General features: G+C 59.5%; 15 protein-coding genes and 1 pseudogene. 5 read left to right on the forward strand and 11 right to left on the reverse strand.

Translation table 11 applies throughout. The features are described 5' to 3' along the window. Nucleotides 1-135: 135 nt before the first annotated feature. On the reverse strand, nt 136-363 hold the full coding sequence (locus tag E3W21_RS15990; protein ID WP_134420899.1) for a DUF1127 domain-containing protein: 228 nt from the start codon (nt 361-363) through the stop codon (nt 136-138). Nucleotides 364-542: 179 nt separating this feature from the next. Between E3W21_RS15990 and E3W21_RS15995 the strand changes: the two genes are divergently transcribed. Continuing rightward, nucleotides 543-1,967, forward strand: coding sequence for a PLP-dependent aminotransferase family protein (locus tag E3W21_RS15995; RefSeq protein WP_129440011.1), 1,425 nt, complete (start codon nt 543-545; stop codon nt 1,965-1,967). Nucleotides 1,968-1,987: 20 nt separating this feature from the next. Here E3W21_RS15995 and E3W21_RS16000 read toward each other — a convergent pair whose 3' ends face one another. The 4 genes from E3W21_RS16000 to E3W21_RS16015 form a co-directional block, all read right to left on the reverse strand. Beyond that, nucleotides 1,988-2,563, reverse strand: coding sequence for a hypothetical protein (locus E3W21_RS16000; protein ID WP_129440009.1), 576 nt, complete (start codon nt 2,561-2,563; stop codon nt 1,988-1,990). Between the two features lie 27 nt (nt 2,564-2,590). Next, nucleotides 2,591-4,999 (reverse strand): fimbria/pilus outer membrane usher protein, encoded by a 2,409-nt coding sequence (locus tag E3W21_RS16005; RefSeq protein WP_256661563.1) that lies wholly within the window; start codon nt 4,997-4,999, stop codon nt 2,591-2,593. A 41-nt stretch (nt 5,000-5,040) separates the two neighbouring features. Then, entirely contained in the window at nt 5,041-5,766 is a 726-nt protein-coding gene (locus tag E3W21_RS16010) for a fimbria/pilus chaperone family protein (RefSeq protein WP_256661565.1), read from the reverse strand. A 167-nt stretch (nt 5,767-5,933) separates the two neighbouring features. After that, nucleotides 5,934-6,590, reverse strand: a complete 657-nt coding sequence (locus E3W21_RS16015; protein WP_134420901.1) for a DUF1120 domain-containing protein — start codon at nt 6,588-6,590, stop codon at nt 5,934-5,936. A gap of 608 nt (nt 6,591-7,198) precedes the next feature. Between E3W21_RS16015 and E3W21_RS16020 the strand changes: the two genes are divergently transcribed. Then, a complete protein-coding gene (locus E3W21_RS16020; RefSeq protein WP_371927104.1) occupies nt 7,199-8,719 on the forward strand; it encodes a phospholipase D family protein in 1,521 nt (506 codons plus the stop codon). 94 nt (nt 8,720-8,813) lie between these two features. On the opposite strand, the gene E3W21_RS16025 is transcribed toward E3W21_RS16020, so the two are convergent. Together E3W21_RS16025 and E3W21_RS16030 are read right to left on the reverse strand one after the other, a co-directional pair. Further along, nucleotides 8,814-9,959 carry an MFS transporter gene (locus E3W21_RS16025; protein ID WP_129440001.1) on the reverse strand — a complete coding sequence of 382 codons (1,146 nt, stop codon included), beginning with the start codon at nt 9,957-9,959 and terminating at the stop codon, nt 8,814-8,816. Between the two features lie 191 nt (nt 9,960-10,150). Beyond that, the gene (locus tag E3W21_RS16030; RefSeq protein WP_046045050.1) at nt 10,151-11,644 is read right to left on the reverse strand and encodes an aldehyde dehydrogenase; all 1,494 of its coding nucleotides are present in this window, start codon (nt 11,642-11,644) and stop codon (nt 10,151-10,153) included. 238 nt (nt 11,645-11,882) lie between these two features. Between E3W21_RS16030 and E3W21_RS16035 the strand changes: the two genes are divergently transcribed. Beyond that, the gene (locus tag E3W21_RS16035) at nt 11,883-12,245 is read left to right on the forward strand and encodes a cupin domain-containing protein (RefSeq protein WP_095126919.1); all 363 of its coding nucleotides are present in this window, start codon (nt 11,883-11,885) and stop codon (nt 12,243-12,245) included. 216 nt (nt 12,246-12,461) lie between these two features. Here E3W21_RS16035 and rpmG read toward each other — a convergent pair whose 3' ends face one another. Beyond that, a complete protein-coding gene (rpmG, locus tag E3W21_RS16040) occupies nt 12,462-12,617 on the reverse strand; it encodes a 50S ribosomal protein L33 (RefSeq protein WP_007894709.1) in 156 nt (51 codons plus the stop codon). Nucleotides 12,618-12,628: 11 nt separating this feature from the next. Beyond that, a complete protein-coding gene (rpmB, locus tag E3W21_RS16045) occupies nt 12,629-12,862 on the reverse strand; it encodes a 50S ribosomal protein L28 (RefSeq protein WP_007894701.1) in 234 nt (77 codons plus the stop codon). 446 nt (nt 12,863-13,308) lie between these two features. Here rpmB and E3W21_RS16050 point away from each other — a divergent pair, with 446 nt between their 5' ends. After that, nucleotides 13,309-14,895 carry an ABC transporter substrate-binding protein gene (locus E3W21_RS16050; RefSeq protein WP_134420905.1) on the forward strand — a complete coding sequence of 529 codons (1,587 nt, stop codon included), beginning with the start codon at nt 13,309-13,311 and terminating at the stop codon, nt 14,893-14,895. 14 nt (nt 14,896-14,909) lie between these two features. On the opposite strand, the pseudogene E3W21_RS31780 reads toward E3W21_RS16050, so the two are convergent. Together E3W21_RS31780 and radC are read right to left on the reverse strand one after the other, a co-directional pair. Then, nucleotides 14,910-15,044 (reverse strand): annotated as a pseudogene (locus tag E3W21_RS31780) (metal ABC transporter ATP-binding protein); the annotation flags it as partial. Then, nucleotides 15,031-15,705: a DNA repair protein RadC gene (gene radC, locus E3W21_RS16060; protein WP_129439997.1), complete on the reverse strand. Its 675-nt coding sequence runs from the start codon at nt 15,703-15,705 to the stop codon at nt 15,031-15,033. The pseudogene E3W21_RS31780 and the gene radC, both read right to left, overlap by 14 nt. Before the next feature lie 136 nt (nt 15,706-15,841). Here radC and coaBC point away from each other — a divergent pair, with 136 nt between their 5' ends. Further along, nucleotides 15,842-17,050, forward strand: coding sequence for a bifunctional phosphopantothenoylcysteine decarboxylase/phosphopantothenate--cysteine ligase CoaBC (coaBC, locus tag E3W21_RS16065; protein ID WP_008150165.1), 1,209 nt, complete (start codon nt 15,842-15,844; stop codon nt 17,048-17,050).

The following is a 17,050-nucleotide window of genomic DNA, read 5'->3' on the forward strand; positions in this document are numbered from 1 at the left end:
GTTCGGCGGCGAAGCCGTCGCAAATCCTGCAACCGCGCTCTTTCAGGCAAACCGCGGTGTCTGATTTACGACTGCTTCGCCGCCGAACGCTGCCTCGCGGTGCTCGTCAGCTGCTACAAGGGATCGCATTTCATCTCACAGACGCCAGAAAGGCTTGAGCCCCTCCTCCCTCGCCTGCGCCCGACTCAACCCAACGTCCTTAAGCTGCTNCGCCTTGCGCGTGTGCAGACGATGCCAGAACAGGCCCCAGCGACTCAGGCCGGACGGTGCGTTGCGCATGACCGCCTCGCGTGCGCCGTTGTTTTGCCCTGCCGCCAGTTCCTGACTGTGTAACGTCAGCCGCACATCGCTCAAGCCGTTCATTTTGATTGCTCCTGTTTACTTGGGTAGCCAGAGCTTTCATGATGCGTCGACGGCAAAAAGCATTACAGATTCAACGAGACTGTATTAACTCCATACAGATTTTGCATTTCAGCGTCTGAATCCAATATTTTCGACCCATCTGTACTGGTTAACCGAACCACCCACACCGAGACTGCGCCATGACCCTTTACGTCAACCTCGCCGAACTACTCGGCACGCGGATCGAACAGGGCTTCTATCGCCCCGGCGACCGGCTGCCGTCGGTGCGGGCGTTAAGTGTTGAACACGGCGTCAGCCTGAGCACAGTGCAGCAGGCCTATCGCGTGCTGGAAGACAGCGGATTGGCGACACCGAAACCCAAATCCGGCTACTTCGTTCCGGTGGGTCGCGAGCTGCCGGAGCTGCCGGCCATTGGTCGCCCGGCCCAGCGTCCGGTGGATATTTCCCAGTGGGATCAGGTGCTGGAGTTGATTCGCGCCGTGCCACGCAAGGACGTCGTGCAACTGGGTCGCGGCATGCCGGACATCACCACGCCGACCATGAAACCGCTGCTGCGCAACCTGGCGCGGATCAGCCGTCGGCAGGACATGCCCGGCCTGTATTACGACAACATCTACGGCACCCTCGAACTGCGCGAACAGATCGCCCGTCTGATGCTGGATTCCGGTTGCCAATTGACGGCCCACGACCTGGTGATCACTACCGGTTGCCACGAAGCGCTGTCCACCAGCATCCGCTCCATCTGCGAACCGGGCGACATTGTCGCTGTGGATTCGCCAAGCTTTCACGGCGCCATGCAGACACTCAAGGGCCTGGGCATGAAAGCCCTGGAAATCCCCACCGACCCGCTCACCGGGATCAGTCTCGATGCGCTGGAACTGGCCTTGGAACAATGGCCGATCAAAGCCATACAGTTGACGCCCAACTGCAACAATCCGCTGGGCTACATCATGCCGGAGTCGCGAAAACGCGCGTTGTTGACACTCGCACAGCGCTTCGACGTGGCGATCATCGAGGATGATGTGTATGGCGAACTGGCCTACACCTACCCGCGCCCGCGCACGATCAAATCCTTCGACGAAGACGGTCGGGTCCTACTGTGCAGTTCCTTTTCCAAGACCCTGGCGCCGGGGCTGCGTATCGGTTGGGTGGCGCCGGGGCGTTATCTGGAACGGGTGCTGCACATGAAATACATCAGCACCGGCTCCACGGCGCCGCAGCCGCAGATTGCCATCGCCGAATTCCTCAAGGCGGGGCACTTCGAGCCGCATTTGCGACGGATGCGTACGCAATACCAGCGCAATCGCGACTTGATGATCGATTGGGTCACCCGCTATTTCCCGGTCGGCACCCGCGCCAGTCGTCCACAAGGCAGCTTCATGTTGTGGGTTGAGCTACCGGAAGGCTTCGACACTCTGAAACTGAATCGTGCGCTGCATGATCAAGGCGTACAAATTGCCGTCGGCAGTATCTTTTCCGCCTCCGGCAAATACCGCAATTGCCTGCGGATGAACTACGCTGCCAAGCCAACACCGCAGATCGAAGACGCGGTGCGCAAGGTCGGTGCCGCAGCGATCAGACTCCTGGCAGAGGTTGATCACTGACAGGCTATGCCTTGGCGCGATTACTCCAGCTCAATGCGGATTCGACTTTCGAGGGTTTTAATATCACGCACCCGGGTCGCCTCCTCATTGATCCGGGCGTCGAGTTCCAACTCCAGATCCCAACGTGTGCCCAGCGCAGCGGCCCCGTTATGCCACGGCATGATCCGCTCACCCGGACGCAATAGACCCGAATCAACGGGGCTCTCCTCGCCTTCTCGCCGCCACGCAATTGCAGCACCATCCAGCCGGGCAGACAGTACGCGGACCTGCAACACTCCATCGCCAAACGGGTAGTGCTGCGTATCCACCATTGCGCCGTCCAGCCAGATACTCATCGGCGTTGGCGCATCACATTGCACCTGCAGCCGGGTGTGTCGCTTGCCCAGGTTCAACGGCTCCCCGGCTGGCGAACGCCCGAGTAACTCCCCGCGAGTGGCCGAGCCAAAATCGATCGAGGACGGCGCAAGGGTTAACGTGCAGCGCTGCGCAGCCATCGCAGGAGTAGCGCAAACAGGCAGAAAAACACTGAAAAGCAAGCGGACGAATATTGCTCGCAGCGTGCGAGGAGCAAACGAAATATCAGGTGGATTTTTCATCGGTAGCCCTTGATCAAAATGAATACTTCAAGCCTCCTCGCAGACGCTTTCGGCGGTCTCGAACAACACCGAAGACTCAGACTTTTGAGCGAGGCTGACATTGAGCCTGCACGATGCCCCGTCCGGCAGCGTCAACCGCAGCTGCATCTCGGGACGGGCGTCGATAAGAAAGATTTTCCCTGTGTCGACGACCGTCGTCAGGTAGCGCTGATCGTCGTCATAAACGCCCACGCCTTGAGTCACCGGCCGACCATCCGCCCGGCGCGCCATTAACAATACGCGGCGGGCGCTGATGACCGAAAAGTCGAACGCCTGAACCGAGCCGCGCCCGGCCTCGACTTCCTGATAGCCATTGAGCACATCGATGCTGCGCGGCAGGCTGGCGGTATCGATCTCGATCCGGCCCGTGCGATAGGCCGGCAGACTGGCCGCGACCGCACGACCGGCACTGTCAGTCCACACCGGCCCCTGCGGCGTGCGCAGTTTGATGCCGGCATCTTCACCAATCTTCACCAGCCCGAACGTGTCGCGCAACGGATAGGGCGACGGTGTGATGCCATTGGAGTGAATGGCCAAACCACCGCGCATGGCCGCGTCATAACCCGTCGCTCCGGCACCGCTATGGGAATAGCCGAGGTCGACGCTGGTATAGCGCGGCAACAGACTGAGGCGTCCATTCATATCGGATTGTCCTGCTGCCGCTCGATCGACACCGATGGTGTAGCCCAGCGTGTCATCGACCTGTTCGCTCAATTGCGCCCCCGTGCGCAGCCCATTTACCCGGTCGTGGCGGGCGTAATGACTGAGGCTACGTCGCGGGCCCAAGGTAAAACTCAGTGAAGCGAACGCCGCGGTTCCGGGACTGTGTTGCACCGACGCACCTAAACTTTTTTCCAGTCTCAGCGAAAAGTGAGTGTCCTTGAAGGCGCTGGACGACCAGGAAAGTCCCAAACGAGATTGCGCTCGCCCGTTGACCGTGGCGTTGCGCGAGACCACGGCACCCAACGTCCCCAGCTTATCCAGCGAACCGTTCACCGACGCGCTCAACTGCTGGCTGGCACGTGATTCGGGGGCTTTGCGTTTTTCGTTCCAGGCCGTATCGGTCAGCGTCCGGAAGCCCTCGGTCTGCTGCGAAGCAGTAAGGCCGGCGGACAAGCGGCGGTTGATGGCTGTGCTAATTGAGGCTTGAAGTTGTGAGCCACGCAATTGCACCGCAGCAGTGCTGGAGAACACATGTTGAGCGCTGATCGTGGTGCGATCAGTCAGTGCCTGCTGGAGACCCCAGCCGACTGCCTGATACTGACCGGCCCCCATCAGAGCAGCACTCAAATGTGTGCTTGCACCCCACTGCCAGCTGCGGGTCGCGGCAGCAAACAAGGGTGTTTCACGATCATCGCTACCGAACCGGCGAACCTGACCTGCCGCCAAGGTGTAGCCGGTTGGTCCTGCGTTGCTGCCGCGGCGCAAGGTTGCCGACGGCACCGTAAATTGGTGCTGTGAACCACCGTCCTCGTGCACCGTCACGTCCAGATCGAGGTTGAGACTCAGCAGCGGTAAACCACTTAGGGTAAAAGGCCCACTCGGCACCAGGGTCGCGTAAATCACCACACCATTTTGTCGCACCTCGACGCGAGCGGGCGAGTACGCCACCCCTTCGACAACCGTGTTGCTGCCAATCCCCTCGTTGGTCAAGGTGCTGAGTGCGGTTTCCGGCAGTAACTGAACCCCGGTAAACGCGCCACCCGCCAGGAGCGGCGCTGCCAAGGTGAGTTGCCCGAACTGCATCCGGGTCTGTTGTTTTTCCCACGTGTGCTCGGCATACGCATACAGATGTTCGGCGCGCCTGACACCCTCGTACGCGCTATAGGATTGTCGGCTGCGTACAAGCCAGTCCCCGCCATTCAGACCGACCTCGGTGTTGAAGTTGCGGTACTGGCTGGACTGGCCATTGAATTCCCGGCTGACCAGCAATGCGTCGTAATTCAACAGTCCGGCGCTTCCGCCATTGGAGAAGCTGCGTTGCATCGGTACCGGCGATAGCAAGGCATGGGTTGGAACCCGCAAGGCCACTTCTTCCCTACCGGGGAGGAGACGCACCACGGCCTCGGGAAACGCTTGGGTAAAGGACAGGCATGCGCCAATGTCCTGAGCTTCCAGTGTGCGCTCGGGCGCGTGAATGCCTGCACTGGCCAGCAGCGAGGAGTCCACGCACAGCTCACCGTGTTCATTGAACGTTGCGTGGATGCGCCCCTCCGCCACGCCGTTAACCTCGAGGGTCACCCGCCGCAGGCCTTGCTCGAACCGGGGTGCCAGGCGGAAGTACTGCGCGAGTTGTGGATCGATCCCGCGCGCCTTGAGAACCTGGGCATCAAAGACAACGCCCTCATCAGCCACAACGTTGCCGAGCGTAGCCGCCATGAGAGTGATGCCAACCACACCTCTTATCCCTGCGGCTATCCATACGCAGGTGCCACGCATTACCTGGCGACCAAGGGCGCATCGTAGCTGCCCACTGCGAACCCGTAAGTGCTCGCAGGCGACAAGCGCACAGTCGCACCCACCACCACAACGCCCGTAAGTACCAGCTCCTCGCCGGGCAGCACGTAAGTACGCGGTAAATCCAGCGGTATGCCGAGAGGCATGATGCTGACCGACTTTGCCAGCCGGACTACATACGGACTGGCGTTTTTGACCTGAACCTTACCGCCCTGTAACGACCAGTTCAGACGCTTCCATGGCTCACGTTCGACCGGCAGATGGGCCGGGCGCAGGATCACTGGAATATTCTGGCGCACACCCAGTTTCACTTGAGCCTGCCCTCCGGTTTCGGCAGGCAGAATGCCCTCGAAGATGACGCGCTTCAGGCGTTCGGTTTCGAGGGGTTTGGCACTTTGTAGAATAAACCTGAGCTGCTGGGTTGCACCCGCCTCGACACGCGCCACCGGCTGGGTGACGACCAGCAGATGCTCACTGTCCTGGGGAATATCCTCAATCACGGTGTACAACAACGCAGGCTGGTCGTCAGTGTTCCGAACGTTGATTGTTGCTTCGCCGATGGCCTCATCCACCAGCAGCACCGGAACCTCCGGCACCATGCCAACGGCGAACGCGCTCGTACCGGAAACGGCCATACCGATCGCGATGAACGCGCCCAGCGCGACCTGCTTTTTTAATGAAAACATAATGATTTCCAGGCGCGCCAACGCAGCACCGCGAGGCAGCACGTGCGCTGAAGCGCAGCTTTTATCAAAGAGACCTGACGGTAGGCACACGTGATCCGGGACGACTGCGCGAGCAGTCGCCTTCGTGTCGCCAGATAGATACCAGGCATGCCCGGGAGCTTGGCCGTAGCCGTCCCGGGGGACTTGAGTTACAGGTAGTAAACGTCGAAGGTCACAAACCCATCGACCTTGTACTCATCGGTGGTGACCGGAAGATCCCTGGCCGGGCGAATTGCCGCTGCCACTTTCATGGGAAAGGAGTGGAAAGTGGCGGCAATCGGCCCTTTAACCTCGTCTTCGCCCCAGGAATAGCTGGTAGGCGCATTCGACACCATCAGGCTGCGCGGGGTACGCCAGTTAAGATTATCGGGGGTGCGAACCAGAAATCGCTGTGCTTGCTGATCTGCACTTGGGATGCCAACTCGCAAGCCGAAACCGCCAATCGCCACGCCGTTTACGGTACCTAGACCGTAATACAGATTTTCACCGGTAAAACCGGTAGGGCTAAAAACCAAACCTGGCGCCTTGGTATCGCCACGACCATCCGTCACGGCGAACTCCACGGCAGCGGGAGCGGTGCACGCGATTTTCAGCGTGATGTCCTTCTCGGGAAAATTGGTTTGAGCAACAACATTCAGTTCTTTTGCAGACAACTTACCCAGGTCCACCGTCGTACCACCGGCAAACGTCGGGATACACGAAGTTGGCGTAACAGCGCCGGTCACCGTCAAACTGGTACTTGCTGCCGACGCCAATATCGGGGAAGCTGCAACTGCAATAGAGGCCATCAAAAAAAGATTTTTCATTTTTACCATCCTTGTTAAATATCGATATATAACTTTTGGAATTCCACAACTTCCAAAAAACAGACAAGTTTGATTTCCCCCTAACTTGCCCGGCGATGATTGCCGTTTACGTGGGATTTATCTGTAGGACGCATCTCTACTACTAATAGGATAAGGCTCAGGCTGGCGTAGCTTTTCGAGAATTATCTTGAAAGTTTTGAATGAAAAAACTTGTAGCACTCCAACCACCAACCGTGTGACTTTCCAACCACACCCGACAACACTGGAGCTCCGGTTTGTTTTTCGTGCACCACTCCTCTCCAGCGCCACGAATACGCATTAAACTTTTATTCAAAACAAATCAAACAGCAAAAGCACAATGAGAATCATCAAACTGAAATTCATGATCTAAAGTTACAACCCTTACTTTAAATCCTTTAAATGCATTCTTATTTCGACTTTATTCAATGCGTAAAAACTTGCACGCCGTTTGCCATATAACACTCGTCAGCGCAGCACTCACACCTGCTCCTCGCAGGCCGTGCCATACTCCGGCTTTGCCGCGATTCGAGATAACCAACTTGAGTTCCAGACAAACCATCGCTCTGGTGATATTGCTCAGTGTATTAATGAGCGGTTGTGCCACCCTTGATGCGCACAGGACTCCCAGCCAGGCGCTGCCCGCCAGCGATTCGGCGTTCGGCCGTTCGATCCAGGCCCAGGCTGCGCCTCATCAGGGCCGCTCGGGCTTTCGCTTGCTGTCCGACAGCACCGAAGCCTTCACGGCCCGCGCCGAGCTGATCCGCAACGCCCAAAGCAGCCTGGATTTGCAGTACTACATCGTTCACGACGGCATCAGCACACGGATGTTGGTGGATGAACTGCTAAAGGCGGCGGACCGCGGTGTGCGCGTACGCATTCTGCTCGACGACACCACCAGCGATGGCCTGGACCGGATCATCGCCACGCTGGCGGCGCATCCGCAGATCCAGATCCGTGTGTTCAACCCATTGCACCTTGGCCGCAGTACCGGCGTGACACGAACGGCGGGACGGTTGCTCAACCTGTCGCAGCAACACCGACGCATGCACAACAAGCTCTGGCTAGCCGACAACAGCGTGGCCATCGTCGGTGGGCGCAATCTGGGGGACGAGTATTTCGATGCCGAACCCAACCTCAATTTCACTGACATCGACATGCTCAGCGTCGGCCCGGTCGCCGAACAGCTGGGGCACAGTTTTGACCAATACTGGAACAGTGCGCTGAGCAAGCCGATCGACGAGTTCCTCTCGAGCAAACCGACGGCCAGGGACCTGGAAAACACCAGGACCCGACTGGAAGAATCGCTTGAGGAAACGCGCAAACAGAATCACGCGCTCTACCAGCAGTTGACGACCTACACCACTCACCCGCGCCTGGCAATCTGGCGTCGGGAGTTGATCTGGGCCTGGAACCAGGCACTGTGGGACGCGCCGAGCAAGGTGCTGGCCGACGGCGAGCCCGACCCGCAGTTGCTGCTGACCACGCAGTTGGCGCCCGAGCTCAATGGCGTCAGCAAAGAGCTGATCATGGTTACGGCCTACTTCGTACCCGGCCAGCCGGGGCTGGTGTACCTGACCGGGCGCGCCGATGCCGGGGTGTCGGTGAGCCTGCTGACCAACTCACTGGACGCCACTGACGTCCCGGCGGTGCATGGCGGTTACGCGCCGTATCGCAAGGCGCTGCTGGCGCATGGCGTGCATCTGTTCGAATTGCGCCGCCAGCCCGGCGAAGGCGGCGGCAGCGGACCCAATCTGTTCTACAGCAAGTCCTATCGCGGCTCCGACTCCAGTCTGCACACCAAGGCGATGATCTTTGACCAGCAGAAGTCGTTCATCGGCTCGTTCAATTTCGACCACCGCTCAGTGCTGTGGAACACCGAAGTCGGGGTGCTGGTGGACAGCCCGGAACTCGCCGCGCGCGTGCGTGAATTGGCGTTTCAAGGCATGGCGCCGGCCCTGAGTTATCAGGCCAAGCTGGAAAATGGCCAGATTGTCTGGGTCACCGAAGATGACGGCAAACTGCACACGCTGACCAAGGAGCCGGGGACTTGGTGGCGTCGCTTCAATGCGTGGATGAGCACCACCGTCGGCCTGGAACGGATGTTGTAACCCTGTGGGAGCGAGCTTGCTCGCGATTGCGTCATCACATTCAACATCCCTGTGACTGATCAACCGCATCGCGAGCAAGCTCGCTCCCACAGGTTTAAGCCGGCTCCGCCACCGTGCCAAACGCGCCTTGCCGTGACAGCAGAATCACCAACCCCAGCGCACCGGCCGCCATCAGCAGTGGCAACGCATGCCCGCTGATCCACTGACTGCCGGCACCGGCCGCCAGCGGTCCGATCAGGCAACCGATACCCCACAGCTGCGCGATATGCGCATTGGCGCGCACCAGCGCATCGTCGCGATAGCGCTCGCCGATCAGGATCAGTGACAAGGTGAACAAACCACCGGCACTGGCACCGAACAATACCCACAACGGCCAGATCAGCAACGTGTCGATCAGGAACGGGATGGCCAGGCTCGAGATCAGCAGGACCACCGCACACCCGGTGAACAACGTACGTCGCGACAAGCGATCAGCCAGTGCGCCAATCGGCAATTGCAGCAAGGCATCACCCACCACCACCGTGCTGACCATCGCCAACGCAATTTCCGTCGTAAAGCCCTGACGCAGGCAATAAACCGGCAACAAAGTCAGGATCATCGCTTCGAATGCTGCGAACAGCGACACCGCCCAGGCAATCGCCGGCAGGCCACGGCAGAAGCCCAGCAAGTCGCTGAAGGTCACGCTGCAGGCTTCACTGGTCGGCGCGCCGCTGCGGCCCAGCAACAGGAACGGTGCTGCCATCAGCAAACCGACGCCGACCCAGAATCCGTAATCGTGCTCAGTGCCCAGTACGCCAAGCAGCAACGGCCCGGCCAGCTGACTCAGCGCATAGCTGCTGCCATACAGCGCCACCAATCGCCCACGCCATTGCTCGATCACCAGTTGGTTGATCCAGCTTTCGCCGAGGATGAAGACGAGGGTCAGGATCACGCCGATCATCAGCCGCAATACCAGCCAGATCGGATAGCTCGGCAACAGCGCCAGCAAACCGATGGACAACGCCCCGGCCCACAGGCACAAACGCATCAGATTGGCCGTGCCCAGACGCGCGGCCAGATGGCTGGAGATCTTTGCCCCCAGCAATACGCCAATGGCGGGCATCGCAGCCATCACACCGATGGCGAACGAGCCGTAACCCCAGCCTTCCAGGCGAAACGACACCAGCGGCATGCTGACGCCCAGCGCCAGGCCGACACTCAAGACAGACGCCAACACGGCGAAATAAGTCGCCCAACGCATTTTCCACGCTCCTGTGGATTGTTATTTTTTAACCGCCGCACTAAGCAAATGTGGGAGCGGGCTTGCTCGCGAAGAGGCCATCACATCCAACATCATCGTTGGCTGTTACGGCGCCTTCGCGAGCAAGCCCGCTCCCACAAGGGATCTGCGTCGTTCAGGAGCCCGACTTACAATCGGGCTCCTTCACTGGCTTACAACTTGATCCAGGTCGCCTTAAGCTCGGTGTACTTGTCGAACGCATGCAGCGACTTGTCGCGACCGTTGCCGGACTGCTTGAAGCCACCGAACGGGGCCGTCATGTCGCCGCCGTCATACTGGTTGACCCACACGCTACCAGCGCGCAGTGCCTTGGCAGTCAGATGGGCCTTGGAAATATCCTGGGTCCACACCGCTGCGGCCAAGCCGTAAGGTGTGTCGTTGGCAATCGCAATGGCTTCTTCGGCAGTGTCGAAAGTGATCACCGACAGCACTGGGCCGAAGATTTCTTCCTGAGCGATTTTCATCGCGTTGCTGACGCCGTCGAAAATCGTCGGCTCAACGTAGGTGCCACCGGTTTCCTGAAGAATGCGTTTGCCGCCCGCCACCAGTTTGGCGCCGTCGGTGTGGCCGGATTCGATGTAGGACAGCACGGTGTTCATCTGCTGGGTATCCACCAGTGCGCCGACGTTGGTTGCCGGGTCCAGTGGGTTGCCCGGTTTCCAGGTTTTGAGGGCCTCGATCACCAGCGGCAGGAATTTATCCTTGATCGAACGCTCCACCAGCAGGCGCGAGCCGGCGGTGCAGACTTCGCCCTGGTTGAAGGCGATGGCGCCGGCAGCCGATTCAGCGGCAGCTTGCAGGTCCGGTGCATCAGCGAACACGATGTTCGGGCTCTTGCCGCCGGCTTCGAGCCAGACGCGTTTCATGTTCGATTCGCCGGAGTAGATCAGCAGTTGCTTGGCGATCTTGGTCGAACCGGTAAACACCAGGGTGTCCACATCATTGTGCAGGGCCAGGGCCTTGCCGACGGTGTGACCGTAACCTGGCAGGACGTTCAACACACCTTTCGGGATGCCGGCCTCAACGGCCAGCGCAGCGATGCGGATGGCGGTCAACGGGGATTTTTCGGATGGCTTGAGGATCACCGAGTTACCGGTGGACAGCGCCGGGCCGAGTTTCCAGCAGGCCATCATCAACGGGAAGTTCCACGGCACGATGGCACCGACGACGCCGACCGGCTCGCGGGTCACCAGACCCAACTGATCGTGCGGAGTGGCGGCAACTTCGTCGTAGATCTTGTCAATGGCTTCACCGCTCCAGCTCAGGGCTTGCGCCGCGCCTGGAACATCGATGTACAGGGAATCGCTGATTGGCTTGCCCATGTCCAGGGTTTCAAGCAGGGCCAGCTCTTCGGCGTGCTGTTTCAGCAGGCCGGCGAAACGGATCATAGTGGCTTTGCGTTTGGTCGGCGCCAGGCGCGACCAGACGCCGGAATTGAAAGTGGCGCGGGCGTTTTCAACAGCGCGCTGGGCGTCGGCGGCGTCACAGCTGGCAATCTTGCCCAGCAGACGGCCATCGACCGGGCTGATGCACTCGAAGGTCTCGGCGGAGACAGCATCGGTGTATTCGCCATTGATGTAGGCGCGGCCTTCGATCTTCAGATCGCGAGCCCGTTGTTCCCAATCGGCACGAGTCAGGGTGGTCATTCGAGTGTCCTCCTCTTGTTGAATACGAGCGCCCCGCGTTCTTCGCGGGCGTCCTCAGGAATTCTGCCCGGCCAGCCTGCTTTTTTCGGCCCAAGGCAACCGTCACCCTAAACCAGTGGTCGGGGTTGTTTCAATATATTTGACACAAGGTCGGCAAACGACCTTGCGGTGTTCATTTTAATAAACATAGACTTTGGACTTTCCAGCCATCGCACCGCAATCACGGGGGATTATAAGAATGAGCATCCAGGACATCGTCGACTTCAGCCAAGCCACCACCCAGCCCGATCGCTATCGGCCAGACCCGGCGAAAGTCCTCAAGGGCGACCCCGAACAAGCAGTGTACAACCACTACAACAGCCCTTGCGGCCAGATGAGCGCAGGCGTGTGGGAAGGCGAAGTCGGCCAGTGGCATGTGAACTACACCGAGCATGAATACTGCGAGATCGTTCAGGGGGTTTCAGTGCTGCGCGACAACGAAGGCAACGGCAAGACCCTGCGCGTGGGCGATCGCTTCGTGATCCCGGCCGGGTTCAGAGGCACCTGGGAAGTGCTGGAGCCGTGCCGCAAGATCTATGTGGTGTTTGAACAGAAAGCCTGAGGATTTGGGTTGTCCCAGCCGGCCTCATCGTCGGAACGCCGCCCGGAGCAAGCTCGCTCCCACAGGGGAGTTGTGTCGATCACAAAACCTGTGGGAGCGAGCTTGCTCCGGGCGGCGTTCCGACGATGGGGCCCTGAAGAGCAACACAAAACCCCAAGCAACAAAAAAGGCCCGTATCTCGCGATACGGGCCTTTTTCGTAAGAGGGAAAAATCAATTACTTGATTTTGCCTTCTTTGTAGATCACGTGCTTGCGAACAACCGGATCAAATTTCTTGATCTCGATTTTGTCCGGAGTAGTGCGCTTGTTCTTGTCGGTAGTGTAGAAGTGACCAGTACCGGCGCTCGAAATCAAACGAATCAATTCACGCATGATTAGCTCCCTTAGATCTTGCCAGCTTTGCGGATTTCGGCCAGCACGACAGTGATGCCACGCTTGTCGATGATACGCATGCCTTTGGCAGATACGCGCAGACGCACGAAACGTTTCTCTTCTTCAACCCAGAAGCGGTGATGCTGCAGGTTCGGCAGGAAACGACGACGGGTTTTGTTGTTTGCGTGGGAAATGTTATTCCCAGTCACCGGACCCTTACCGGTAACTTGACATACTCTCGACATGCCTCAGCCCTCTAAAACCACATGCCCAACCCGGCATGGGTTGGCCGCTTAATCTCTCAGTCATTTGGCGCCAGGCGCCGCGTTTCTTTAGAGGTCTTACCGGCTACACCTACAGTGAAGGAACCGGGCCCCTAGAAAAGAGCGCTGCTTTATACCAGAAAGACTGGAGAGCAACAACATTCCGTGTGAACAGACTTGATAAAAACCCCGCTTTTCGGGCTTCGAGCGCCTTGGATAAAGGCTGTCGTCGCTAAAGACCGCTCGTCGCAGAGAATCAGCCAACACGCCGATTCAGAGTTTTTCTCAGCCAGCACGCACCGAAAACAAGCGCACATAGTCCACTTAAAATGAAAAAGGGGATAGTCATTTGCAAAAGAGCCCACTAGGGTAAGCCTTTTCCAGACTGCACTTGCAGATGGGCCTTCGATCTGTAAAGGAATCCGACCATGCGCCTCGCTGCCCTGCCGCTGTTGCTCGCCCCTCTTCTGCTGAGCCCATTGGCCCATGCCGCCGCTCTGAGCGTTTGCACTGAGGCAAGCCCGGAAGGGTTCGACGTGGTGCAATACAACTCGCTGACCACCACCAACGCCTCGGCCGACGTGCTGATGAACCGCCTGGTGGACTTCGATACCGCTAGCGGCAAAGTGGTCGCGAGCCTCGCGGACAGCTGGGAAGTCACGCCCGACGGCCTGACCTATGTCTTCAAATTGCACCCGCAGGTGAAATTCCACCGTACCGAGTACTTCAGCCCGTCGCGCGACATGACCGCCGAAGACGTGAAGTTCAGCTTCGACCGCATGCTCGACCCGGCAAACCCTTGGCACAAAGTGGCCCAAAGCGGCTTCCCGCATGCCCAGTCGATGCAGTTGCCGGCACTGATCAAGAAGATCGATGCGCTGGATCCACTGACTGTGCGCTTCACCCTCGATCACCCGGACTCGACTTTCCTCGCCACCCTGAGCATGGGCTTCGCCTCGATCTACTCCGCCGAATATGCCGACAAACTGTTGAAGGCCGGCACCCCGGAAAAGCTCAACAGCCAGCCGATCGGCAGCGGGCCGTTCGTCTTCACGCGCTTCCAGAAAGATGCCTCGATCCGCTACAAGGCCAACCCGGACTACTTCCGCGGCAAGCCTTCGGTGGATCCGCTGATTTTCGCCATCACTCCTGACGCCAACGTGCGTTTGCAGAAATTGCGCCGCAACGAGTGCCAGATCGCCCTGTCGCCCAAGCCTCTGGACGTACAGGCAGCGCTGAAAGAACCGACCTTGAAAGTGGAAAAGACTGACGCCTTCATGACCGCGTTCGTTGGCATCAACAGCCAGCATCCGCCGCTGGACAAGCCCGAAGTGCGCCAGGCGATCAACCTCGCGTTCGACAAGGCCAACTACGTCAAAGCCGTGTTCGAAGACACCGCCGAACCTGCCAACGGTCCATACCCGCCGAATACCTGGAGCTATGCCAAAGGCCTGCCGGGTTATCCGCATGACGTCGAAAAAGCCAAAGCACTCATGGCGAAGGCCGGGCTCAAGAACGGCTTCCAGACCACCATCTGGACCCGACCTTCAGGCAGCCTGCTCAATCCTAACCCGAGCCTCAGCGCTCAAATGCTGCAATCGGACCTCGCGGAAATCGGCATTCAGGCCGAGATTCGGGTGATCGAATGGGGCGAACTGATTCGCCGCGCCAAGGCTGGCGAGCATGACCTGCTGTTCATGGGCTGGGCTGGCGATAACGGCGACCCGGACAACTTCCTCACGCCGCAGTTTTCCTGCGCGGCGGTCAAGTCCGGCACCAACTTCGCCCGCTACTGCAACCAGGACCTGGACAAGCTGATCAGCGCCGGCAAGACCACCGGCGAGCAAGGTGTGCGCACCAAGCTCTACGAGCAGGCTCAGGCGCAGATCCAGCAACAGGCGCTGTGGCTGCCGCTGGCCCACCCGACCGCCTTCGTGCTGACGCGCAAGGACGTTGAGGGCTATCAGGTCAGCCCTTTTGGTCGCCAGGATTACTCGAAGGTCAGCTTCAAGTAACAACGTCACCACAAAACCTGTGGGAGCGGGCTTGCTCGCGAAAGCGGTCGATCATTCAACAGTGATGTTGCCTGACACGGCCCCTTCGCGAGCAAGCCCGCTCCCACAGGGGATTTGTGTTTGTCGGGCTTCCCGCTACATCCACCCATACTCAGCCATGGACAGCGGATCGCCGTCACCGATGATGAAATGGTCGAGCACCCGCACATCGATCAGGTCCAGCGCCTCTTGCAGGCGCTTGGTCAGCGTTCGGTCTGCTTGACTGGGGTTGGTATTACCCGACGGATGGTTATGGCAGAGGATCAACGCTGCGGCGTTGTGGGCCAACGCGCGTTTAACCACTTGTCTCGGATAGACACTGGTGCTGTCGATGGATCCGCGAAACAGCACTTCAAAGGTCAGCACTTGATGCCTGGAATCCAAAAACAGACAGCCGAACACCTCGTGAGGCTCATGGCGCAGCATTGACTTCAGGTAATCACGAACCGCCTGCGGATTTTCCAGCGCCGATTTTTGGCGCGCACGTTCGGCCAAATGCCGCCGGCCCATTTCCTGGACCGCTTGCAACTGAGCGAATTTCGCCGGCCCAAGCCCCAACTGCCTGCTGAATGCTGCTTGATCGGCCTCGAGCAGTGAGCGCAGGCTGCCAAACTGATTCAACAGGTGTCTCGCCAGATCTACCGCGCTTTTACCCGACACGCCGGTTCGTAAAAAAATCGCCAGCAATTCGGCGTCTGAAAGGCTCCCCGAGCCCAACTCCAGCAACCTCTCCCGCGGCCGTTCCGCCGCTGGCCAATCGCGAATACTCATAGCACCTCCCTGCTCTGTGGGCGCCGCTGTTCCGTAGCGGTCGCTGTGATATCGTAGCCCATCTTTTTTGCGGGCGATTTCATCCCTGGGGAGGGGGTATCGCCATGCAGTCATCAACGAAATGAAAGGCAGACCTATGCAGCGGCTGTATCGGAAACGCATCGTTCTGGGCGTCGGCGGCGGTATCGCTGCCTACAAGAGCGCCGACCTGGTTCGCCGCTTGATCGACCAGGGCGCCGAAGTGCGCGTGGTCATGACCCGCGGCGGCAGCGAGTTCATCACACCGCTGACCATGCAGGCCTTGTCCGGGCATCCAGTCCACCTCGATTTGCTCGACCCGGCGGCCGAAGCTGCCATGGGCCACATCGAGCTGGCCAAATGGGCCGACCTGGTGCTGATCGCCCCCGCCACCGCGGACCTCATTGCCCGCCTGGCCCAAGGCATTGCCGACGACCTGCTGACCACGCTGGTGCTGGCCACCGACGCCGTGGTCGCCGTTGCCCCGGCGATGAACCAGGCCATGTGGCGCGACCCGGCCACCCAGGCCAACCTGCAAACCCTCGAAAGCCGCGGCCTGAAAACCTTCGGCCCGGCCTCCGGCAGCCAGGCCTGCGGCGATGTCGGCATGGGCCGCATGCTCGAAGCCACCGACCTCGCCCAGTGTGCGGCGGACTGCTTCCAGCGTCAGGCGCTGACCGGCAAACACGTGCTGATCACCGCCGGCCCGACCCAGGAAAACATCGACCCGGTGCGCTACATCACCAACCACAGCTCCGGAAAAATGGGCTTTGCCCTGGCCGAGGCCGCAGTGGAAGCCGGCGCCCGCGTAACGCTGATCACCGGTCCGGTGCACCTGCCGACCCCGGATCGCGTCACCCGCATCGACGTGGTCAGCGCCCGCGACATGCTCGCCGCTTGTGAAGCCGCGATCCCTTGCGACCTGTTCATCGCCTCGGCAGCGGTCGCGGACTACCGTCCGGAAGTCGTCGCCCCACAGAAACTCAAGAAAGACCCTACGAACGGCGACGGCTTGTTGCTACAGATGGTGCGTAACCCGGACATTCTGGCCACCATCGCCACCCGCCCTGACCGTCCGTTCAGTGTCGGTTTCGCCGCTGAAACCGAACACCTGCTCGATTACGCTGCCCGCAAGTTGAAAGACAAGAACCTCGATTTGATCGTCGCCAACGACGTCGCAAACCCGAGCATTGGCTTCAACAGCGAAGAAAACGCCTGCAGCGTGATCGACCGCCAGCTACACGCCACACTTTTCGCCCAGACCAGCAAGAGCAAGATTGCTCGCCAGCTGATCACTTTTATCGCCGAACGTCTGAACCAGGTTTAA

The organism is Pseudomonas sp. F01002, from assembly GCF_004402115.1.
Lineage (GTDB): Bacteria > Pseudomonadota > Gammaproteobacteria > Pseudomonadales > Pseudomonadaceae > Aquipseudomonas > Aquipseudomonas frigoris.

Bases quoted from the DNA above. Each gene is read 5' to 3' on its own strand.
- coaBC (WP_008150165.1), top strand. From the start codon at position 15,842: ATGCAGCGGCTGTATCGGAAACGCATCGTTCTGGGCGTCGGCGGCGGT.
- rpmB (WP_007894701.1), bottom strand. From the start codon at position 12,862: ATGTCGAGAGTATGTCAAGTTACCGGTAAGGGTCCGGTGACTGGGAAT.
- E3W21_RS16015 (WP_134420901.1), bottom strand. From the start codon at position 6,590: ATGAAAAATCTTTTTTTGATGGCCTCTATTGCAGTTGCAGCTTCCCCG.
- E3W21_RS16050 (WP_134420905.1), top strand. From the start codon at position 13,309: ATGCGCCTCGCTGCCCTGCCGCTGTTGCTCGCCCCTCTTCTGCTGAGC.
- rpmG (WP_007894709.1), bottom strand. From the start codon at position 12,617: ATGCGTGAATTGATTCGTTTGATTTCGAGCGCCGGTACTGGTCACTTC.
- E3W21_RS16035 (WP_095126919.1), top strand. From the start codon at position 11,883: ATGAGCATCCAGGACATCGTCGACTTCAGCCAAGCCACCACCCAGCCC.
- E3W21_RS16030 (WP_046045050.1), bottom strand. From the start codon at position 11,644: ATGACCACCCTGACTCGTGCCGATTGGGAACAACGGGCTCGCGATCTG.
- E3W21_RS16000 (WP_129440009.1), bottom strand. From the start codon at position 2,563: ATGAAAAATCCACCTGATATTTCGTTTGCTCCTCGCACGCTGCGAGCA.
- E3W21_RS16025 (WP_129440001.1), bottom strand. From the start codon at position 9,959: ATGCGTTGGGCGACTTATTTCGCCGTGTTGGCGTCTGTCTTGAGTGTC.
- E3W21_RS16020 (WP_371927104.1), top strand. From the start codon at position 7,199: ATGAGCGGTTGTGCCACCCTTGATGCGCACAGGACTCCCAGCCAGGCG.
- E3W21_RS15995 (WP_129440011.1), top strand. From the start codon at position 543: ATGACCCTTTACGTCAACCTCGCCGAACTACTCGGCACGCGGATCGAA.
- radC (WP_129439997.1), bottom strand. From the start codon at position 15,705: ATGAGTATTCGCGATTGGCCAGCGGCGGAACGGCCGCGGGAGAGGTTG.